This window comes from Brachybacterium sp. GCM10030267, assembly GCF_042666875.1.
In the GTDB taxonomy this organism is placed as follows: Bacteria; Actinomycetota; Actinomycetes; order Actinomycetales; family Dermabacteraceae; genus Brachybacterium.
In genome coordinates this window covers 130,758-150,942 of sequence record NZ_JBHTCX010000017.1, presented here as the reverse complement: position 1 = coordinate 150,942, position 20,185 = coordinate 130,758, and the positions used below count along the sequence as shown (strand labels likewise).

Genomic DNA, 20,185 nt, shown 5'->3' with positions numbered 1-20,185 from the left:
GTTCACCAGGGCAGGACGCGGAGCAGGATGGCGCTGACGCCGAGCCCGTACGCGATCAGGGCCCACGGCTTGCACAGCAGGATGATCGCCGCGTAGGTGCGCCACCGCATCCGGGTGGTCCCGGCGATGTAGCACAGCAGATCGTCCGGCGCGATCGGCAGCGCGATCGCGAGGCCGAAGGCGCGGGTGAAGTGGGCGTTGCGCGTCCAACCCAGGAATTTCTCGACCGTCCGCGGGCGGAAGATCCGTTCGATGAGCGCGAGGCCGACGTGCCGGGCGATCAGGAAGTTCAGGAGAGACCCGGTGCACACGGCGAAGTAGTTCAGCAGGGTGCCTTCGACGGGACCGAACAGGACCGGGCCGGCGATGACCAGGAGGCCACCGGGCACGATCGGGAACACCACCGAGGCGGCGGAGACGATCAGGAAGGCCACCGGTCCCCAGGCTCCGAGGGAGTCGATGAAGCTCTGGAGGTTCGCCAGTGACTGCAGCACGCCCGTCTGCAGGCCCCACCAGATCAAGCCGATGCTGAGCCCGAGTCCCAGCAGCGGGGAGAGGCGGGCGGCGATCCGCACGGGGTCCCGACGGGCCGGGGTGGCGGGGCCGGTTCCGAACCCTCCGAGCGCTCCGAGCTCCCCGTGGTCACCGATGCGCGGTGGCGCGACGGTCCCGGGCTCCCCGGCGAGCTCCAGCGTCGAGCGCTCGGCGCGCGAGATCCCGCCGGGGACGGCCACGGCGGTCGGTGCGGACTGGATCGCGGTGCTCATGCCACGGCCGCCATCCGGGTGATGACGCGCGGGGAGTGACGCAGCAGGGTCTGCTGATACACCTCGAGCACGGAGCGGCCGAACCGGCGGGCCCCGAAGGTGGCCGCGGCGTGGTCGACCGCGGCGGCAGCCATCTCGCGGCGCGTGCGCGGGTCATCCAGCAGTGCCGAGAGGTGCTGAGTGAACTCCGCCGCGGTCTCGTACTGGTGGCCGGTGCGGCCGTCGAGGACCACGCTGGCCAGCGACGGGTCCCGGTGGCACAGGAGCGGCAGGCCGCTGGCGAGGGCTTCGATGAAGGTCAGGCCCTGGGTCTCGCTCAGGGAGGCGCTGACGAACACGTCGCCGACGCGGTACCAGCGCTGGACCTCGGCGGGCTCGACCACGCCCGTGAACACGACGCGATCGGCGATGCCCAGCTGCCGCGCGCGCTCCTCGAGCTCCTCGCGATAGGGGCCCTCGCCCACCAGCACCAGGACCACGTCGCTGCGATCGGCGGCCGCGACCATGTCCAGGACCTCGTCGAGGTTCTTCTCCTTGGCCAGGCGGCACACCGAGACCAGCACCTTCTGGTCCGCGCCGATGCCCAGCCGGGAGCGCAGGGCGGCGGTGTCGGCCCGCTCGGCCTCGGAGGCGGCCGGTCGGAAACGCTCCAGATCCAGCCCCGTGGGGACGACGTGGACCGGCCGGCGCACCCCGTACCCGCTCAGCAGCGCGGCGACCTTGGCGGTGGGGACGACGACGGCGTCGGTGCCCGAGAGCACGCGCCGCGAGAAGGTCGCGACCACTTTGCGGCCGACGGTGCGGCTGGGGGAGTAGTAGTGCGTGTAGTCCTCGTAGATGGTGTGGTACGTGTGGATCAGCGGCACCGAGAGGGTGCGGGCGATCCGGCGGGCCCACACATGGGTGGAGAACTCGCAGTGGGAATGGATCACATCCGGCCGCCAGCGCAGAATGTCCCGCAGGACTCGACGGCTGGCCGGCATGCCGATCCGCGCCCGGTCGTAGAACATGGCCGCGGAGACCGAGCCGATGCGGTAGACGCCGGGCTCGCTGCGGGTGCGGATCCCCTGGGAGAGGGTGAGGACGCGGACGTCGCAGCCCAGCGCGATCAGTTCCCGGCGCAGAGTGGCGACGGAGGCGACGACGCCGTTGACGACCGGCTCCCACCAGTCGGTGGTCAGCAGCACCCGCAGCGGTCGCTGCTCGCCGCCGGTGCGTTCACCGCCGGCACGCTCGCCGCCGCGGCGCTCGCCCCCGGTCCGCTCGGCGGCGGTCCGGGCGGTGGCCGCCCGGTCGGCGGGGCGCATCTGGATCACGTTCACCCCTCGACCTTCGCACTCGGAGGCGTCTCCGTCGTCCGTCGAGCGGATGAACGGGGTCAGACTCCGGTCTGATATCTGCCTCGTCCACTCACCGTGGGATGTCCTCGACCTCATGGTTCGAGCCTACGGGCGGCGATCTTCGACCACGACGGGGCACGCCCGAGCCGTCGCGGAGTGTTTCCCCCTGGTGCGTCAGTTCGTAACCTGGTAATGCGCGGTGAGCGAGGTGGAGGCCAGCTGCTGGCTGAAGATCGCGAACCGGGCCCTGATGTGCGGGCCGTCGGGGTCCACACCCAGCGTCTCGACCGGCAGGGCGTGGACCGTGAAGGTGTAGCGGTGCGGCGGTCCGGCGGGCGGCTCGGGACCGTCGTACCCGCGGTTGCCGAAGTCGTTGACGCCCTGCTGCAGGGAGGGCTCCTCGCGGGGGACGCCGAGGGGCAGCGAGGTCGTGGTGGCAGGGATGTCCCACGCGATCCAGTGCCAGAAGCCGGAACCGGTGGGGGCGTCCGGGTCGAACAGCGTCACCGCGAACGAGCGGGTCCCCTCGGGGGCGCCCGACCAGGTCAGGTCGGGAGAGAGGTTCTGCCCGCCGAGGTTCTCCACCAGCTGCTGGGGAGCCACCTCGGTGCCGTCCGGGGTCGCGTTCGAGGTCACGGTGAAGGTGTTCTCGCTCATGCCTGCCAGCGTAAGCAGGTGCGGCCGCGCTGTCGACCGGCCGGCGGCCCGGCCTACCGCTCGGCCGACCGCTCGGCCGACCGCTCTGCCCGCGCCGCCGTCGGTGGGGGCGTCCGGCTCAGAATCCGTCGGCCGACGGTCGCGGGTAGTGCTGGAGGAACTTCTTGACCTGGTTCGCCTGGGCGGCGAGGACGTAGGCGCGGCGCCGCGGGCCCTCCGGGCCGTAGGACAGCGGGTGGACGGTGCAGCGCCGACCGATCTCCCGCACCCGCGCGCGCAGGTCCGGATCGATGATGTACCGGCGCAGCAGCATCCAGGGCACGATCGAGTAGAGGATCTCCTGCTGCGGGACCATCCGCTCCGCCTCGCGGTCCTCGACCAGATCGGCGACGACGGGCACGGCGACATTCGCGCCGGCCGCGGTCATGTAGTAGTTGTTGCGACCGATGCGGGGATTGACCTCGAAGAACTTGGCGATGCCATCGCGCGGATCGATCTTGACATCGAAGTTCGCATAGCCGCGGTAGCCGGTGTGCTCGAGGAAGCGCACGGACTGCTCGAGCACGTCGGGCAGGTCGGTGGTGTACATCGCCGCCGGGTTCCCCTGGGCGATGGGTGTGTGCTCCTCCAGCAGCACCTGCGCCCCACCCAGCAGCGTCACCTTCCCGCGGGTGTCGACGTACGCGGTCACCGACAGCATGGACGTGTCATCGCCCGGGATCATCTCCTGGACCACGAAGCGGTCGGTGTACCCGGCGGCGCTGAGCCGGCCGACCAGGTCGAGGAGCTGGGCGCGGTCGTGGAGCTCGAAGACCTTGCGCTTGCCCGGGAAGGAGACCGCGTTGTACGCCGAGGAGCGGGAGGCCTTGGCGACCACGGGCCAGCCGAGATCGAGCTCGGGAACCTCCGGGGTGGAGCCGCCGGCGAAATCGAGCACGACGGTGCGCGGCGTGGGCACCCCGATCTGCTCGCAGACCTCGCTGAAGGCCGCCTTGTCGGCCACCGTGGCCAGCACGTCGTCAGCGAGCAGGGGGAGATGGAAGTACTGGCTCAGGCGGTCGCGGTGGGCGGCCAGCAACGAGACCAGGAAGTCGGCATTGGCCAGCAGGATCGGGCGGTGCCCGGCCGGCCCGGAGGCCTTGCCGGACCCGACCTCGAGCAGGGCCCGGATCAGCTCGTCCTCGCTCGCGGACATCCCGACCTCGACGGTCTCCAGGATGGAGGAATCCGCGACGGGGCCCACGACCTTGCGGGTCACCACGGTGGCCCGGATCCCGTACTCCTCGTGGAAGGCGCGGGCCAGCGCGTAGATGCCGATGTCACCGCCCAGCAGCACCAGGTCGATCCCGGGTGCGGGATCGACGGCGAAGGGGCGGGCGGGGGTGTCGGGCATCGGGGCGGGGTCCTTCCCAGGATCAGAATCCGGTGTCGGTGGGCCGCGGGTACACGGCGCGGAACTTGCGCACGAAGTTCAGGCCCGAGAGCACGGAGTAGGCGCGCATCCACAGACCTTCAGGACCGTACCGGAAGGGGTTGCGCAGGGAGGTGCGCGCCACGCGGCGGATCCGGTCCCGCAGTGCGGGATCGCGCAGGTAGCGCAGCACCAGGCGCACCGGCAGGATCGAGTACACAACGGTGTCGGTGACCACGACCTGCTCGAGGTCCCGGCCGTGGACGCGATCCTCGACGACGTGCCGGGCCACGGATTCCCCGGCTGCGGTGACGTAGTAGTTGTTGCGGCCGATGCGCGGGTTGATCTCGAAGAAGCACTCGCGGCCGGTGCGCGGGTCGACCTTCACATCGAAGTTCGCGAAGCCGACGTAGTCCACCGCGTCGAGGAACCTCTCCGCGGCGGCGGTCAGGGACGGGAAGTCGCCGGTGACCATGGCGGCGGGCCGGCCCAGGGCATCGGGCGTGTGCTCGCCCAGCAGCACCTGGGCGGCGCAGAGCAGGGTGACCTTGCCGCGGCTGGAGCGGTAGGCGGTGATCGAGCGCTGCGCGGTGTCGTCCCCCTCGATCAGCTCCTGGAACAGGAAGCGCCCGGTGAAGCCGGCCTCCCGCAGGGACCGCACGAGGGCCTGCTGCTCCTCCGCGGACTCGAGGAAGAACACCTTCTTCTTCCCGGGGAAGTCGACGTGGTGGTACTCGGCGGTGTTCGCGGCCTTGCCGACCACGGGATAGGACCAGGGCAGCTCCTCGTGCCCGTTCCAGTTCTGCTCCCCGGCCCGGGAGAAGTCGACGATGACGGTGGGGACCGTGTCGATGCCGAGCTCCTCGCAGATCTCCGCGAACTCGGCCTTGTCCGCCAGGCGCGACAGCAGCAGGGCGTCGACCTGCGCGAGCAGGTAGTGCGGCTCCAGATCGGCGCGGAAGCGATCGATCAGCTCGATGAGGGAGTCCGCGTTGGTCAGCAGCAGCGCCGGCCGGCCGGCGGGGCGCTGGGCGGCCAGGTCGATCAGCGCATCGCGCAGGTCCTCGTCGCTCGCGTCGGCGCCGAGGGTGACGAGGTCCGTCGTGACCGTGCGCTCGTTCATCGCCACCGGGGTGCGCACCACGGTGGTGCAGCGCATCCCGTACTGGGCGTGGAAGGCGATCGTGAGGTTCAGGGAGTTCAGGCCGGCCCCGAGCACGACGACGTCGAACCCGGGGTCGACCGGGGCGGAGGGCGAGCGCATGAGCGCGATCCTAGCGGGGAGGCGGGCTCCCGCCGCGCAGGGACGGGCCCTGCGCGGCCGGACGTGAGCACCGCGACTCACCAGCGACCAGCCGGCGGCGTCAGTGCTGCTCCTCCCCGGCGCAGCGGCGGCTCAGCGCCGACGCAGCCACACGGCGGCGTCGGCCGGGAGCCGGCCGGGCACGGGCTCGGCGGAGCCGACCAGCACCTCCGCGTCCGCGAGGTCGAGGCCGTCCGGTCCGTCGGGCAGGGGCAGCTCCTGCTCCGAGGTGTTCACCAGCACCACCACCTCGTCGCGGACCAGGCCCAGCAGGCCCTCGGGCAGGTCCTCGAGGAACTCCACCGGGGCGTCCGGGCGGCCCAGGCCGTGCTCCCTGCGCAGCGCGATCGCGGCGCGGTACATCTCCAGCGTCGACCCGGGCACGCCCTCCTGCGCATCCGCCGCCAGCGCCCCGAACTCCTCCGGCTGCGGCAGCCAGCTCTCGCCGGTGGGGGAGAAGCCGTGCGCCGGGGCGTCCGCCCGCCAGGGCAGCGGCACGCGGCAGCCGTCACGGCCGGGCACCCCGGCCCGAAGATGGGCGGGGTCCTCGCGCAGCGCGTCGGGGATCTCCGCGACCTCCGGCAGGCCCAGCTCCTCGCCCTGGTACAGGTAGGCGGCGCCTGGCAGGGACAGCATCAGCAGCGTCGCCGCGCGGGCGCGGGCCAGGCCCAGCGCCGCGTCCGGCGTCTCCTCGCGGCCCAGCCCCTCGCCGAAGCGGTAGCCGGGCGGGAAGCCGTAGCGGGTGGCGTGCCGGATCACGTCGTGGTTGGACAGCACCCAGGTGGTGGGCGCGCCCACGGCATCGGCCAGGGCCAGCGGCTTCTCGATCGCCGCCCGCATCGTCTCCACGCCCCAGGTGGCCTGGAGGAACCCGAAGTTGAAGGACTGGTGCGCCTCCTCGGGGCCGATGTACAGCGGCAGCCGGTGCTCGGGGATCCAGGCCTCCAGCACCATCATCCGCTCGCCCTCGTAGGAGTCCAGGATCGGCCGCCACTCGCGGTAGATCTCCAGCACCCCGTCGTTGTCGAAGTAGATCGGCACCTCGCCCTCGGGGATGTCCAGCAGCCCCTCGGCGTTGACGGCGGCGTCCGGCAGCCCCTCGGGCTTGACCATCCCGTGGGCGACGTCCACGCGGAACCCGTCGGCCCCGCGATCCAGCCAGAACCGCAGCACATCCCGGAACAGGGCGTGCACGTGCGGGTTCTGCCAGTTCCAGTCCGGCTGGGAGGTGTCGAAGATGTGCAGGTACCACTGCCCGGGCGTGCCGTCCGCCTCGGTGACGCGGGTCCAGGCCTCTCCGTGGAAGATCGAGGTCCAGTTGTTCGGCGGCAGCTCGCCGTGCTCACCCCGGCCGTCGGCGAACACGTACATGTCCCGCTCGGGGGAGCCGGGCCCGGCCGCCAGTGCCTGTTGGAACAGCTCGTGCTCGCTCGAGGAGTGGTTGGGGACGATGTCCACGATCACCTTCAGGCCCATCGCATGGGCGGAGGCGATGAGCTCGTCGGCATCGGCGAGGGAGCCGAAGCGCGGGTCCACGTCGCAGTAGTCGGCCACGTCGTAGCCGCCGTCGCGCTGCGGGGAGGTGTAGAAGGGCGAGAGCCAGAGGGCGTCCACGCCGAGCTCGCGCAGGTAGGGCAGGCGGGAGGTGACGCCGGGCAGGTCGCCCATGCCGTCGCCGTCCGCATCGGCGAAGGAGCGGGGATACACCTGGTAGACCACGGCGTCGCGCCACCATTCGGGGGCGCCGGCCTCCGGCTGCGCGGTCGCGGGGGCGGGCGAGGAGGTGGTGGTCATGGTGTCCTTCCGATGGGGGCGGTGCGGGGCGCCGGGCCGACGGGGAGTGCCGGCCCGGAGGATTCGTGGAGTCTCAGACAGAGGTCGGTTCCGTGGTCGTTTCAGCAGCCAGCACGGTGGCGCCGGCCGCGGTGGCCTGCAGGTGCAGCAGCGGTCCGTCCGCGGCGGCGGTGGCGCCGCCGACGGCCGCCAGGGGATGGGCACCGGTCACGCCGGGCAGGGACCGCAGGTCCAGAGCGACGGGATCGTGGGCGTCCCGGGCCAGGTGCACGATGATGTCGCCGTCCGGGTGGGTGCGCACGAGCACAAGGGCGTCGTCCCCGGTGTGCAGCCAGCGCAGGCCGCCGCGGCGCAGGGCCGGGTGCTCGCGGCGCAGGCCCAGCAGGGTGCGGGTGGCCTCCAGCACCTCGGCATCGACCGGAAGATCGGCGTCCCCGGGATCACCCGCCTGCTCGGCGAGGGCGTCGATGGCGGCCCAGGGCATCGGGGTGCGGGCGTGCTCCCCGGTGAGGCCCTCGGCGCCGAGCTCGTCCCCGGCGAAGACGGTGGGCACCCCGGGAAGGGCCGCCAGGGCGGCGACGGCGGTGAGCTGGCGGCCGCGCTCGCCGACCACGGTGCGGGTGCGGGGCGTGTCGTGGCTGGAGAGCTGGTTCTGGGAGTGGAGTCGGGAGGGCCAGGGCATCTGCGCGTTGTAGTCGCGCAGGCTGCGGGAGACGGCACCGCCGGGCAGCCGCGGCGTCGTCATGGGCAGTCCCAGCCAGTTCAGGGCGCTGCCGGGCTCGGCCAGCCAGGCCCACAGGGGCCGGGTGAAGCCGGTGTAGTTCATAGTGCCGTGCCAGCCGTCGCCGTCGAGGTCCCCGGTGGCGTCGTGGCCGTGCTCGGCGACCAGCCAGGTGTCCCGGCCGGTGCGGGCGCGGACTCGGCGCAGGGTGCCGCGCATCTCGCGGGCCACCTCGCGGGTGAGGTCCACAGCACCGTGGCGGCCGGTCATGTTGGCCACGTCGATGCGCCAGCCGTCGGCGAGCACGGGCTCGTCGAGGAATCGCGCGGTCACGGAGCCCTCGCCGCGTGTGAGGCGGGCGCGCAGGGCGGCGCTGCGCTGGTCGAGCTTGGGCAGGCTCGGCACGTCCAGCCAGCTCACGTAGCGGTCCGGGTGCTCGGTGAACAGGTAGTACCCGGCCTCTTCGCTCCCGGCATCGGCCTGGGCGGCGCGGAACCACTCGTGGGTGTCCCCGGTGTGGTTGGTGGTCAGGTCCAGCACCAGGCGCATACCGCGCGCGTGCAGCGCCTTCGAGAGCCGCACCAGGGCCTCCTCGCCGCCGAGCAGCGGATCGACCGCCTCGAAGGTGGAGGCGTCGTAGCGGTGCACGGAGCCGGCGGGGAAGATCGGGGTGAGGTAGACGGTGTCAGCGCCGAGGGAGGCGATGTGGTCCAGGCGCTCGATGATCCCGTCGAGGTCGCCGCCGTAGTACTGGGCGCCGGTGAGGTCGCCGCGCACCGCGGGCTCCTCGTCCCAGCGCATCGGCACCGCCCAGGCGGGCAGGTCCTCCGGGACGGGGCGGCCCTCGGCGTCCTCGGGGATGCGGGAGCTGCGGGCGAAGCGGTCGGGGAAGACCTGGTAGACGATCGCGTCGTCCACCCAGTCCGGGGCCGGCTCGTGCGCGACCAGGCGGAAGTCGGTGGCGTCGGAGACGTCCCAGGGCACCAGGCCGGCGGCGGTGAGCCAGGCGTAGGTGGGGACCGGGGCGCCGGAGGCGGTGCGGGCACCGGGCTCGGCGAGCACGGCGACGCGGTAGGGCACGACCGGGTTCGCGACGGTCAGGGTCGCTTCCCACCAGGTGCCGGTGCCGTCGGACGCGGGACGCGGGGTGAGGTCCCCGGTGAGGATCTCCCCGTCCACCACGGACCGCAGGGCCAGGGTGCGGGCCGGATAGGCGGCAGGCACCCAGACCCGCAGCGTGGCCTCCTGGCCGAGGCCCGCCCGCGGACCCGGCACGAAGGACGGGCCGGAGTCGTGGTGGGGCTGCTCGGTCAGGGGCACGCCGCTGGGCTCGATCGCGGGATCGACCGGCTGCGGGGCGGGGGAGGGGAAATCGCTCATCGGGAGGGTCCGTTCAGCCCTTCACGGCGCCGGCGGTGGAGCCGCCGACGATGTAGCGCTGCAGGAACTGGTACAGGATGATCACCGGCACCATGATCATCACCGAGCCGGCGGCGAAGACGCCCAGGTTGTTGGAGCGGTCGCCCTCGAGCATCCCGTACAGGCCCACGGCCAGGGTCTTGGTGTCGTTGCTGGTCAGGAAGATCGAGCCCAGCAGGAACTCGGAGAGCACACCCACCAGGGCCAGCAGGATGGTGGTGGCAAGGATCGGGGTGAGGGTGGGCAGCAGGATCTTGGTGAACACCTGCCAGTGGGAGCAGCCGTCGATGATGGCGGCCTCGTCCAGCTCCTTGGGCACGGTGTCGAAGAAGCCCTTGATCAGCCACACCTGGCCGAGCGAGCCGCCCAGCAGCACGATGATGTAGCCCGGCAGCGAGTCCAGACCCAGGAAGGGGATCGCCTTGCCCAGCCCGGAGACCATCGAGTAGACCGCGATCATCGCCAGGAACGCCGGGAACATCATCACCAGCAGCAGCGAGAGCAGGCCGATGCGGCGACCGGCGAATCGCAGGCGGCTGAAGGCGTAGGCGGCCAGGGTGGAGAGGAACACCTGCACCAGGGCGACGGTGCCGCACACGATGACCGTGTTCGCGTACCAGCGCAGGAAGGGCCCGCGATCGCCCGCGATCAGGGACTCGTAGTGCACCAGGGAGAAGGCCTTGGGGATCAGGCCGGAGCTGGAGACGGTGCCCAGCGGGTTCACCGAGGCGGAGACGATGAACAGGATGGGGAACACCGCGAAGGCGACGGCGAGGATGCCGACGACGTGGCGCCACCCGACCTCGGCCATCCAGCGGCCGAAGGGCATCCGCCGCTGCGCGGTGACGGAGGTCTGCTGCGAAGTCTGCGTGCTCATGATCGGGCCGCCTCTCAGTTGACGTCTTCGAGGACGCTGGTGAACCGGAACTGGATCGCCGCGAGCACGCCGGTCAGCGCGAACAGGGCGACGGAGACGGCGGAGGCGAAGCCGAAGTCGGCCCCCGAGCCGCCGAAGGCGATGCGGTAGATCATCGAGATCAGGATGTCGGTGCCGCCGCGGGTGTACTCGCCCGGCAGGAACGGACCGCCCTCGGTGAGCAGCTCGATCGCGTTGAAGTTGTTGAAGTTGAAGGCGAAGGAAGCCACCAGCAGCGGGGCCACGGCCACCAGCAGCAGCGGGGTCACCACCTTCACCGTGGTCTGGAAGCGGCTGGCGCCGTCGATGCGGGCCGCCTCCATCACGTCACCGGGGATCGCTTGTAGGGCGCCGGTGGAGACGATGAACATGTAGGGGAAGCCCATCCACAGGTTCGTCAGCAGCACCGCGATCTTGGCCATCGTCGGATCGCCCAGCCAGTTCACGTTGATGCCGAGGGTGGTGTTGATCAGGCCGAAGTCCTGGTTGTAGAAGTTCGACCACACCAGCAGGGCGATGAAGCCCGGCACCGCGTATGGCATCAGCAGGATCGAGCGGTACAGGCGGCGGCCCTTCAGCCGCTCGTCGTTGAGGATCAGCGCCAGGGCGAAGCCGACCACGAAGGTCAGCGCCACCGAGCCGAGGGCGAAGACCAGGGTCCAGGCGAAGGCGGCGAGGAACTGGCCGGCGATGTTGGAGTCGGTGAACAGGCGCTGATAGTTGGACCAGCCCACGTTCTGCAGCCAGGACTGGCTGAAGGCGCGCTCGCCGTTCTCGTTCACGAAGTACTCGGAGTCGCCCACGGTGCCGACCGTGTAGACCGCGCCCGTCTGGGTGTCGGTGATGGTGTCGGCGGCCTCGTCGTAGGTCAGCAGGGTGGTGCCCACGTAGGCCTGATTGGCGCCCTGCACCCGCACCGCGGAGTTCTCGTCGACGGGGACGGCGACCTCCTGCAGCGCGTTGTAGGCGTCGTTGACCTCGCGCGCCTCGAGGATCGTGTAGCCGGACGCCTCGGTGACGTAGTTGTTCTCGACGGTGACGTCGGCGGAGGGCACCGGGGCCAGCTCGGTCTCCTCGTCGCCGGAGTAGACGGTGCCGGTGGCGGGGTCCACCAGGAACAGGGTGAAGGGGCCCTCCACGGGGTCGCCCTGGGTGGCGACCGACATGTTGTACCAGGTGGAGTCGTCGGTCTGGACCACCGAGTTGGCGATGATCGAGTTCACCGCCTGCTCCTTGGTGCCGCGGGTGCCGTCGCCGTAGTTGGTGAAGGAGTAGCCCACCGTGAGGATGATCGGGGTGATCAGGAAGACCGCGAGGAAGAAGGTGCCGGGGAAGAGGTACTTCCCGGGGATGAAGCGCTTCGTGGAGTAGATGACGAAGATCGCGATCGCGGCCAGGACCATCACGGCCAGCCACATCCACTGCTGCTGCTGGATCATCAGCGGCACGGTGAAGGCGGTGACGGCGAGGACGGCGCCGAGGACGATGATGCGCACCAGGACCGCGGGGATCGAGGTGCTGCGCTCGCGGTGCACGGGCGGCAGGGGGCTGGTCATGGCGACGGTGCCTTTCACGGGGTGGCGGGGGTGACCGGGCAGGCCGGTCGGACGGGGTGCGACGCCGTGATGTCGCACCCCGTCCGGGGGAGCCGGGGGAGCGGGCGTGCTGCCCGCTCCGTGACGGAGGGAGGGTCAGCCGATCTGGCTGGAGATCTGCTCGCCGGCGGAGGTCATGGTCGACTCGGCGTCCGCGCCGCCGACCAGGTTGGCCTCGGCCTGACCGAGCGGTTCCCAGATGGCGGCCATCTCGGGGATGGCGGGCATCGGGGAGGCGTCCTCGGCGTACTCGGCCACGCGCACGACCTCGGGGTACTCGCCCGAGAGCTTCTCCTGCAGCTCGAGGTTCACCGGGGGCAGCTCGTTGCCGGGGAACATCGCCTCGGCGATGTCGGGGGAGGAGACCACGTCGGTGGCGAACTGCTGGGCGAAGGCCTGATTGGCGCCGCTGGAGGCGACGAAGAAGGCGTTGACACCGGCGAAGGGGACCGCCGGGTCCATGCCCTCGAAGCCGGGGACCTGGCTCATGGTGAAGTCGACCTCGGCGGTGCGGATGTCGGCCAGGGCCCAGGGGCCCGAGATCAGGTAGGCGGCGTTGCCGTCGGTGAACAGCGAGATCGCGTTGTCGTTGCTGATGGAGGTCTTCAGCACGCCCTGCTCGCCGAGCTCCACGATCTTCTCGGCCGCGGAGATCGAGCCCTCCTGGCCCACGCCCACGTCGGAGGGGTCGAGGTTGCCCTCGGAGTCCTCGCCGAAGAGGTAGCCGCCGCCGGAGGTGTAGAAGGGCTGCATGTGGTAGGCGTCGCCCTCCTCGCCGACCGGCAGGGACAGCACGTTCTCGGCGCCGCCGGCCTCGCCGGCCTCGACCAGCTCCTCCACGGTGGAGGGCTCGGGCACGTCGGTGAGCTCGTTGTTCGCGTAGAGCACCAGGGTCTCCACGGCGTAGGGGGCGCCGTAGGTCTGACCGTCGTAGGTCACGGCCTCCAGGCCGACCGGGGCGATCGCGTCGGAGGCGCCGGAGGGCAGCTGCACCGGGGAGATGGCGCTGTTCTGCACCAGGTTCCCGATCCAGTCGTGGGCGGCCACGATCATGTCGGGGCCGTTGCCGGCCTGGTTGGCGGTGATGAAGTTGCCCTGCAGGTCGTCGGCGACGATCTGCACCGCGACGGTGAGGTTGTTGGCCTCGGCCCAGTCCTGTGCCGGGCCCTCGAGGGCGCCGGCCTTGACCTCGTCGGTCCAGATCACGAGGTCGGCATCGGCGCGCTCGGGCGCCGCGCCCTCGGAGGAGCCGCCCGCGTCCGAGCCGCCGGAGGAGCTGTCGGAACCGGAGTCGCTGCTGCCGCCGCAGGCGGCGAGGACACCGGTGGTGGCGGCGATGCCGCTCAGGGCGAGGAAGTTCTTGCGACGGATCTGCACGTCTTCTCCTTCGAATCGTGGTGCACCTGGCCGTCGGTGGCCGTGCGGATTGGGAAAAAATATAGATCCTGCCGCTGTCTTGTGCAAGAATGGGCAAGAACTTGCAGGACACGATTTGGACACGGCGCGATGACGCCCGTGACCGGGGAGGATGAGTGTGATGGCGCGACTCATCGACATCGCCGAGGCCGCCGGTGTGAGCGAGGCCACGGTCTCCCGGGTGCTCAACGGGCGACCCGGGGTCAACGAGGCCACCAGGCGTTCCGTGATCGAGACGGCCCGCCGGCTGGGGCGGGAGGTCGGCACCGCCGCCACCCGCACCGGGCCGCTGGTCGGTGTGCTGGTGCCCGACCTCGACAACCAGGTCTTCACCTCATGGGCCGAGCGCATCGAGGCCGAGCTCTTCGCGCGCGGGGCCGACTGCCTGGTGGCCATGCGTGCCCGGACCGCTGAACGCGAGCGAGAGATCTTGCAGCGTTTCCTGTCGATCGGGGTGGACGGCATCATCGTCGTCTCCGGGCACCACGCCCAGGAGGGTGGCCCCATCGACCACTACCGCGAGGTGACCGATACCGGGAGGCCCCTGGTGCTGGTCAACGGCGTGCGCCCGGACCTGGACGCCGCCTACCTGTCCACCGACGACGAGCACGCCGTGCGCGCCACCCTGCAGCACCTCGAGGACCTCGGCCACCACCGCATCGGCCTCGCGGTGGGGGACGAGCGCACCTGGCCGGTGCGCGAGAAGGTGCGGGTCTTCGAGGAGGCCTCCGCCGACAGCGACCGCGAGGAGCGCCCCGTCTCCTACACCGACTTCTCCTACGCCGGGGGCTACGAGGCCGCCCGCGACCTGGTCGCCCGCGGCGCCACCGCGATCATGTGCGGGTCCGACGTGATGGCCGCCGGCGCCCTGGAGGCCGTGCGCGCGATGGGCCTGACGATCCCGGGGGACGTCTCCGTGGTCGGCTACGACGACGTGTTCTGGTCGGCCCTGACGAACCCGCCGCTGACCACCATGCGCCAGGCCGTGCCCGCCCTGGCTCGCGCGGCCGTGCGCGCCGCGCTCAGTGGCGGCGAGGAGTCCCGTCGCCCCTCCCGCACCTTGGTGGTGGTGCGGCCCCAACTCGTCGTCCGCGGCTCCACCGGCTCCGCCCCCGAAGCCTGACCCGGGGCCGCGGACCGGGGGCTTCCTCGCCCCGGTCGGACGCCGCGAGCGACCCCGGCAACGCCGCACGGCACGGTATTCATCACCTGACTTCCATCCCTGGAAGGGAGCCGAGGAAAACCGGCTCCTCCGTCCGGATGTGCGATCATTTCGGGTCGCACTGACCTCGGTGGACGTGCTCACTGAACATGTTCACCACGGTCGGGGAGGTCCGATGCCTGGAACACGGCACGCACAGCGCGCAGGGACGAGTCGGCGGGTGATCGCCGCACGACGCTGCCGTCCCGGAGGTCGCGGGGTACGAGCCGGAGACCACCGGGTATGGTGCGCTGGACGTCGCGGACGCCATGCTCGGGCTGGTCGATCCCTTCCTGGGATCCTGTTCGCGCACCCCGGGCTGTCGCGGTCCTATGTCGCGATCCTCGTGACGGGCCGCTATCCCTCCACCCTGTTCTCCGAGCTCACCAATCGGCTCACCGCTGACTTCCGGGCTGTGCTGCCGTCCTGTCCGGGTCGTCTACTTCCTCGCAGCCGCCGCCTCCCACCTGCGGGCGCGCTTCCTCGGTCCCGCCTTCTGGGTGAGCTGTCAGGGGATGCTGCTCCACTCCACCGCCGTGCTGGTGCTCTCCCTGGCCTGGTGAGGCACCCGACGATCCGGCCGTCGTCGGTCGCGTCGGAGGGGCGCGCGGGCGCCGATAGCATGGTGGGCATGACCGATACCGTCGCCGATGTGACCCCCGAAATCGCCCCCTCCAGCTACGACGCCGCCCAGCGGCGCAGCGACGCGATCTGGCGAAAGATCGAGAGCGACCCCAGCGGCCTGCGCATGCTCACCGGTGACCGGCCCACCGGCGCCCTGCACATCGGCCACTACTTCGGCTCCCTGCGCAACCGCGTCCGCCTGCAGCAGGCCGGCGTGGAGACCTGGGTGATCGTCGCCGACTACCAGGTGATCACCGACCGCGAGATCCTCGGCGACATCCGGGGCTCCGTGCGCGAGCTGCTCACCGACTACCTCGCCGTCGGCATCGACCCCGAGCGCGCCACGATCTTCACCCACTCGGCGGTGCCCGCCCTGAACCAGCTCATGCTGCCCTTCCTCTCGCTGGTCACCCAGCCGGAGCTGGAGCGCAATCCCACCGTCAAGGCCGAGCTCGCCGCGGCCGGGAAGTCCGCGATGGGCGGGCTGCTGCTGACCTACCCGGTCCATCAGGCCGCGGACATCCTCTTCTGCCACGGAAACGTGGTCCCGGTGGGCAAGGATCAGCTGCCCCACATCGAGCAGACCCGTGTCATCGCCCGGCGCTTCAACGAGCGCTACGCGGACGGAGAGCAGGTCTTCACCGAGCCCGACGCGCTGCTGTCGGACGCCCCCACCATCCTGGGCCTCGACGGTGCGGCCAAGATGAGCAAGTCGCTGGGCAACACCGTGATGCTGCGGATGAGCCCGGACGAGACCCTGAAGAAGATCAAGAAGGCCAAGACGGACTCCGAGCGACGGATCACCTATGACCCCGAGGGGCGCCCCGAGGTCGCCAACCTGCTCACGATCGCCTCGGAGGCCACCGGGCGCACGCCCGAGGAGATCGCCTCCGAGGTCGGCGACGCCGGCTCCGGCACCCTGAAGATGCTGACCGCCGAGGCGCTGAACGAGCACCTCGCCCCGATCCGCGCACGCCGGGCCGAGATCGAACAGGACCCGGAGTACCTGTTCGGGGTGCTGCGCGCCGGCAACGAACGCGCGAACGAGGTCGCCGAGCAGACCCTGGCGCGCGTGCGCGAGGTCATGGGCATGGTGTACTGACCGGTTCCTCGCCGGGCGCGCCGCCGCGTCTCAGCGCTCCGTGGCCGGCGACTCACTTCGCAGGATCGCGGCGATGCGCTCGAGGGTGGCGGGCATGCCGGCACGGGCAGCCTTCCGGCGGATCTCGATCTGCCTCGCGGCATCCTCGCCGTGCCGCTCGGCGAAGACCTTCTCGGCGCGCTCACCGAACCGGGTGTACTGGATCAGCTCGGTGCCGCCGTCCTGCGGCTGCATGCGGTAGCCCCAGATCACCTCCGCCGGGCCCACGGACCACGCGAACTCCCGGCCGGGCTCGTCGATGACGACCGTGGAGACGGTCTGCCATGTCCGCTCCGGCGTGCGGTTATGACCGGTGAACGTCGCGCCCACGCCCCGGGCCTCGGAGTTCCATTCGGCCTTCTCGGTCTGGACGCTCCATTCGCCGGTGCGCGTGATGTCGCTGAGCAGTGCGTAGACCTCCTCCGGGGTGGCGGGCACGTGGAGGGAAGCGTCGAGCTCGTACGTCATGGCGCGAGCCTATGCGCTCAGCCGCGGGAGCTGTGCAGCCTGTGGACCCGCTCGAGCGGGTGACCCGACCCCCGGGAGTGCGCGGGTGCTGCCGAAGGACGGATCCGGCCACGGCCGTTCCGAGTTCCCGTTATGCTCGGGGAAAGTGCCCCTTTGGGGCTCCGGGAGATCCAGTCCACAGGAGGAAGCATGCCCGTCTACGAGAACGTCTCCGAACTCGTCGGCCGTACCCCGCTGGTCAAGCTCAATCGCCTCGGCGACGACGTCAAGGCCACCGTGCTCGCCAAGCTCGAGTTCTACAACCCCGCCAACTCCGTCAAGGACCGCATCGGCGTCGCCATGATCGATGCCGCCGAGGAGTCCGGCCAGCTGCAGCCCGGCGGCACCATCGTCGAGGCCACCAGCGGCAACACGGGCATCGCCCTGGCCATGATCGGCAGCTCGCGCGGCTACAAGGTCATCCTCACGATGCCGGAGTCAATGTCCAACGAGCGCCGTATGCTGCTGCGTGCCTACGGCGCCGAGCTGATCCTCACCGAGGCCGCCAAGGGCATGAAGGGCGCGGTCGAGAAGGCCGAGCAGGTCGCCGAGGAGACCGGTGCCGTCCAGGTCAAGCAGTTCGACAACCCGGCCAACGTCGAGATCCACCGCCGCACCACGGCCGAGGAGATCTGGGACGACACCGAGGGCTCGGTGGACGCGGTCGTCGCCGGCATCGGCACCGGCGGCACGATCAGCGGCGTCGGTCAGGTGCTCAAGGAGCGCAAGAGCGAGGTCACGATGATCGCGGTCGAGCCCGAGGAGTCCGCGATCCTCAACGGCGGCCAGCCCGGCCCGCACAAGATCCAGGGCATCGGCGCGAACTTCGTGCCCAGCATCCTGGACCGCGAGGTCTACGACGAGGTGCTCGACATCGACGCGGAGACCGCGATGGAGCGCGCCCGCGCCACCGCCCGTTCGGAAGGCCTGCTGGTCGGGATCTCCTCCGGCGCCGCGATCGAGGCGGCCGTGCGCGTCGGCTCCCGCGACGAGTACGCCGGCAAGACCATCGTCGTGATCGTGCCCTCCTTCGGCGAGCGGTACCTCTCCACGCCGCTGTTCTCCCAGTACGCGGACTGATCCCTTGGCTCTCGTCCGCGGCCTGCTGGGTCGCGCCATGGGTGCCGTCGCGACGGTCCGCGAGGACCTCGCGGCGGCACGCCGGCGCGATCCCGCCGCCACCGATGACCTCTCCCTGCTGCTGACGTCGCCGGGACTGCATGCGATCTGGACCTACCGCCTCGCCCATCAGATGTGGGAGCGCGGGGCGACGCTGCCGGCGCGGGTCATCGCCCAGGGCGCCCGGTCGATCACCGGCGTGGAGATCCACCCGGGTGCCACCATCGGCCGACGCTTCTTCATCGATCACGGCATGGGTGTCGTGATCGGCGAGACCGCCGAGGTCGGGGACGACGTCATGCTGTACCACGGCGTCACCCTCGGCGGCCGTTCCATGGAGCCCGTCAAACGCCATCCCACCGTCGAGGACGGAGTCACCATCGGCGCCGGGGCGCGGGTGATCGGCCCCGTCGTGCTCGGACAGGGATCCCAGATCGGTGCCAACGCCGTGGTGGTCAAGGACGTGCCGGCTCTGGCCACCGCGGTGGGTGTGCCCGCGCAGGTGCGCACCGGTGCCGCCCACCCCCAGGAGCAGGTCGACCCGGCGATCTGGATCTGAGTCGACCCGACGAGACACCGACACGCTCCCGGCGCTCGGCCGTTCATCGCCCGGCGGGCCCGCCTCAGAAGGGGCGGAGGAACGAGGTCCCGCCGACGCCGTTGACCTCGCGCTCCCACTCGGGCAGCACCTCGTGGGCGTCCTCGGCGATGACATGATCGAAGGCGGCCCTCAGCGCAGGGTCCTGCGGCGGATCGACGTCGATCAGCACCGTCGTGGCCCCGTGCGACCGGGCGGTGGGTGCCAGCTGCGCCGCCGGGAACACGACACCGCTGGTGCCGACGGCGACGAAGAGGTCCGCCCGCTGGGCAAGCCGCGTCGCGAGGTCGAGGGGGCCCTGCGGCAGCATCTCGTCGAACAGCACCACGTCCGGCCGCGTCGGCGACCCGCACAGGGGGCAGCGGGCGGGGACCCCGTGGTCCTCGGGGCGCTCGCCGTCGCCAGGTTCGACCCGGCCGCGCCACGGGCATCCCGACCCCATGCACGTGGCGTGCAGCGCGCTGCCGTGCAGCTCGGCGACGACCTCGCTGCCGGCGGCCTGGTGCAGCCCGTCGATGTTCTGCGTGATCACGGGAGCACCGAGACGTGCGATCGCGCGGTGCCCGGGCGTGGGCCCGTGCTCGAGCGCGATCCGGCCCATCCTGCCCCAGACCTTCCACAGCAGCGGCAGCGACCGGGGCAGCTGGTCGGCGTGCATCGCCTGCTCCGTCTCCGGCTCCAGCGCCCACAGGCCGTCCGGTCCGCGGAACGTGCCCAGGCCGGTGCGGGCGCTGAGGCCCGACCCGGTCAGGAAGACGATCTCGCGGTGCTCACCGCCGGGTGAGAACCGGTCCTCCCGGCTCACCACTCCTCGTGCTCGCGGGAGTCCCAGGCTTCCTTCTCGCCCAGGTCCAACGTCGCCAGGAGCTCGCGATCCTCGTCGTCGAGGGTGATCTGGTCGAGGGTGGCGTTGGTGAGCTGGCGCTGCGGGTCGCTGGACTTCGGGATCACCACGATGTCCTGGTCCACGGCCCAGCGCAGCGAGACCTGGGAGGTGGTCACGCCGTGCTTGTCGGCCACCTTGCGCAGGGCGAACTGCGCGCCCAGCCCGTCGCGGCCGCCCAGCGGTCCCCAGGCCTCGGTGACGATGCCGTGCTCGCGATGGAAGGCGACCGCCTCGCGGCGCTGGAGCGCGGGGGAGAGCTGGATCTGGTTGACCTCGGGCCATACGCCGGTGGCGTCGACCAGCTCCTGCAGCTGCTCGGGGCGGAAGTTCGAGACGCCGATGTGCAGCGCCCTGCCCTCCTCCTTGAGATCGATCAGCGTGCGCCAGGTCTCCAGGGCGAGCCCGCGGGAGGGGTTCGGCCAGTGGATCAGCACCAGGGCGGCGCGCTCGAGCCCCAGGCGCCGCAGCGACTCCAGATACCCGGTGCGGGCCGCCTCGCGCCCCTGGTCGCCGCCGGCGATCTTCGTCGTCACCAGCACCTCGTCGGCATCGACGCCGCTGCGCCGCACGGCCTCGCCCACCGCGGCCTCGTTGCCGTACTGGGCGGCGGTGTCCAGCAGCCGGTACCCGGCGCGGATCGCCGCGGCGATGGACTCGCAGCCGTCGGCGCCCCGCAGGCCGGCGGTCCCGAAGCCGACCAGCGGGAAGGGCGAGCCGTCGGCGAGGGTCGTGGTCGGGATGGACAGCGTGGTCATGGGGGCCTCCTGCGG

At 71.3% G+C, this 20,185-nt stretch carries 17 protein-coding genes; 4 read left to right on the top strand and 13 right to left on the bottom strand.

The window, feature by feature from the left end; translation table 11 throughout:
* Positions 1-2: 2 nt before the first annotated feature.
* From ACFQS2_RS15250 to ACFQS2_RS15205, 10 genes are all read right to left on the bottom strand, one after another.
* Positions 3-767 (bottom strand): TVP38/TMEM64 family protein, encoded by a 765-nt coding sequence (locus ACFQS2_RS15250; protein ID WP_377794303.1) that lies wholly within the window; start codon positions 765-767, stop codon positions 3-5.
* Positions 764-2,089, bottom strand: a complete 1,326-nt coding sequence (locus ACFQS2_RS15245; RefSeq protein ID WP_377794302.1) for a glycosyltransferase — start codon at positions 2,087-2,089, stop codon at positions 764-766. Before ACFQS2_RS15245 ends, ACFQS2_RS15250 begins: the two co-directional genes overlap by 4 nt.
* A gap of 192 nt (positions 2,090-2,281) precedes the next feature.
* Positions 2,282-2,764: a YbhB/YbcL family Raf kinase inhibitor-like protein gene (locus ACFQS2_RS15240; protein WP_377794301.1), complete on the bottom strand. Its 483-nt coding sequence runs from the start codon at positions 2,762-2,764 to the stop codon at positions 2,282-2,284.
* A 118-nt stretch (positions 2,765-2,882) separates the two neighbouring features.
* Positions 2,883-4,157, bottom strand: coding sequence for a carboxylate--amine ligase (locus tag ACFQS2_RS15235; RefSeq protein ID WP_377794300.1), 1,275 nt, complete (start codon positions 4,155-4,157; stop codon positions 2,883-2,885).
* 22 nt (positions 4,158-4,179) lie between these two features.
* Positions 4,180-5,439: a carboxylate--amine ligase gene (locus ACFQS2_RS15230; protein WP_377794299.1), complete on the bottom strand. Its 1,260-nt coding sequence runs from the start codon at positions 5,437-5,439 to the stop codon at positions 4,180-4,182.
* Positions 5,440-5,571: 132 nt separating this feature from the next.
* Positions 5,572-7,272 (bottom strand): alpha-amylase family glycosyl hydrolase, encoded by a 1,701-nt coding sequence (locus ACFQS2_RS15225; RefSeq protein ID WP_377794298.1) that lies wholly within the window; start codon positions 7,270-7,272, stop codon positions 5,572-5,574.
* A gap of 73 nt (positions 7,273-7,345) precedes the next feature.
* The gene (locus tag ACFQS2_RS15220; RefSeq protein WP_377794297.1) at positions 7,346-9,373 is read right to left on the bottom strand and encodes a glycoside hydrolase family 13 protein; all 2,028 of its coding nucleotides are present in this window, start codon (positions 9,371-9,373) and stop codon (positions 7,346-7,348) included.
* 13 nt (positions 9,374-9,386) lie between these two features.
* Positions 9,387-10,289, bottom strand: a complete 903-nt coding sequence (locus ACFQS2_RS15215; RefSeq protein ID WP_053918813.1) for a sugar ABC transporter permease — start codon at positions 10,287-10,289, stop codon at positions 9,387-9,389.
* 14 nt (positions 10,290-10,303) lie between these two features.
* Positions 10,304-11,884 carry an ABC transporter permease subunit gene (locus tag ACFQS2_RS15210; protein WP_377794296.1) on the bottom strand — a complete coding sequence of 527 codons (1,581 nt, stop codon included), beginning with the start codon at positions 11,882-11,884 and terminating at the stop codon, positions 10,304-10,306.
* A 135-nt stretch (positions 11,885-12,019) separates the two neighbouring features.
* Complete coding sequence (locus ACFQS2_RS15205; RefSeq protein ID WP_377794295.1) at positions 12,020-13,300, bottom strand: extracellular solute-binding protein; 1,281 nt, start codon at positions 13,298-13,300, stop codon at positions 12,020-12,022.
* 160 nt (positions 13,301-13,460) lie between these two features.
* Here ACFQS2_RS15205 and ACFQS2_RS15200 point away from each other — a divergent pair, with 160 nt between their 5' ends.
* Both ACFQS2_RS15200 and trpS read left to right on the top strand, forming a co-directional pair.
* Complete coding sequence (locus tag ACFQS2_RS15200; RefSeq protein ID WP_377794294.1) at positions 13,461-14,462, top strand: LacI family DNA-binding transcriptional regulator; 1,002 nt, start codon at positions 13,461-13,463, stop codon at positions 14,460-14,462.
* A gap of 709 nt (positions 14,463-15,171) precedes the next feature.
* Positions 15,172-16,266 carry a tryptophan--tRNA ligase gene (trpS, locus tag ACFQS2_RS15195; protein ID WP_377794292.1) on the top strand — a complete coding sequence of 365 codons (1,095 nt, stop codon included), beginning with the start codon at positions 15,172-15,174 and terminating at the stop codon, positions 16,264-16,266.
* A 30-nt stretch (positions 16,267-16,296) separates the two neighbouring features.
* On the opposite strand, the gene ACFQS2_RS15190 is transcribed toward trpS, so the two are convergent.
* Positions 16,297-16,773, bottom strand: coding sequence for an SRPBCC family protein (locus ACFQS2_RS15190; protein WP_377794291.1), 477 nt, complete (start codon positions 16,771-16,773; stop codon positions 16,297-16,299).
* A gap of 189 nt (positions 16,774-16,962) precedes the next feature.
* On the opposite strand from ACFQS2_RS15190, the gene cysK reads away from it, so the two are divergent.
* Complete coding sequence (gene cysK, locus ACFQS2_RS15185) at positions 16,963-17,892, top strand: cysteine synthase A (RefSeq protein ID WP_377794290.1); 930 nt, start codon at positions 16,963-16,965, stop codon at positions 17,890-17,892.
* 37 nt (positions 17,893-17,929) lie between these two features.
* Positions 17,930-18,490 carry a serine O-acetyltransferase EpsC gene (gene epsC, locus ACFQS2_RS15180; protein WP_377794519.1) on the top strand — a complete coding sequence of 187 codons (561 nt, stop codon included), beginning with the start codon at positions 17,930-17,932 and terminating at the stop codon, positions 18,488-18,490.
* A gap of 64 nt (positions 18,491-18,554) precedes the next feature.
* Here epsC and ACFQS2_RS15175 read toward each other — a convergent pair whose 3' ends face one another.
* Together ACFQS2_RS15175 and ACFQS2_RS15170 are read right to left on the bottom strand one after the other, a co-directional pair.
* Positions 18,555-19,334, bottom strand: a complete 780-nt coding sequence (locus ACFQS2_RS15175) for an NAD-dependent deacetylase (RefSeq protein ID WP_377019165.1) — start codon at positions 19,332-19,334, stop codon at positions 18,555-18,557.
* On the bottom strand, positions 19,331-20,170 hold the full coding sequence (locus tag ACFQS2_RS15170; protein WP_377794289.1) for an aldo/keto reductase: 840 nt from the start codon (positions 20,168-20,170) through the stop codon (positions 19,331-19,333). The genes ACFQS2_RS15175 and ACFQS2_RS15170 overlap by 4 nt, the downstream gene beginning before the upstream one ends.
* Between the last annotated feature and the right edge of the window lie 15 nt (positions 20,171-20,185).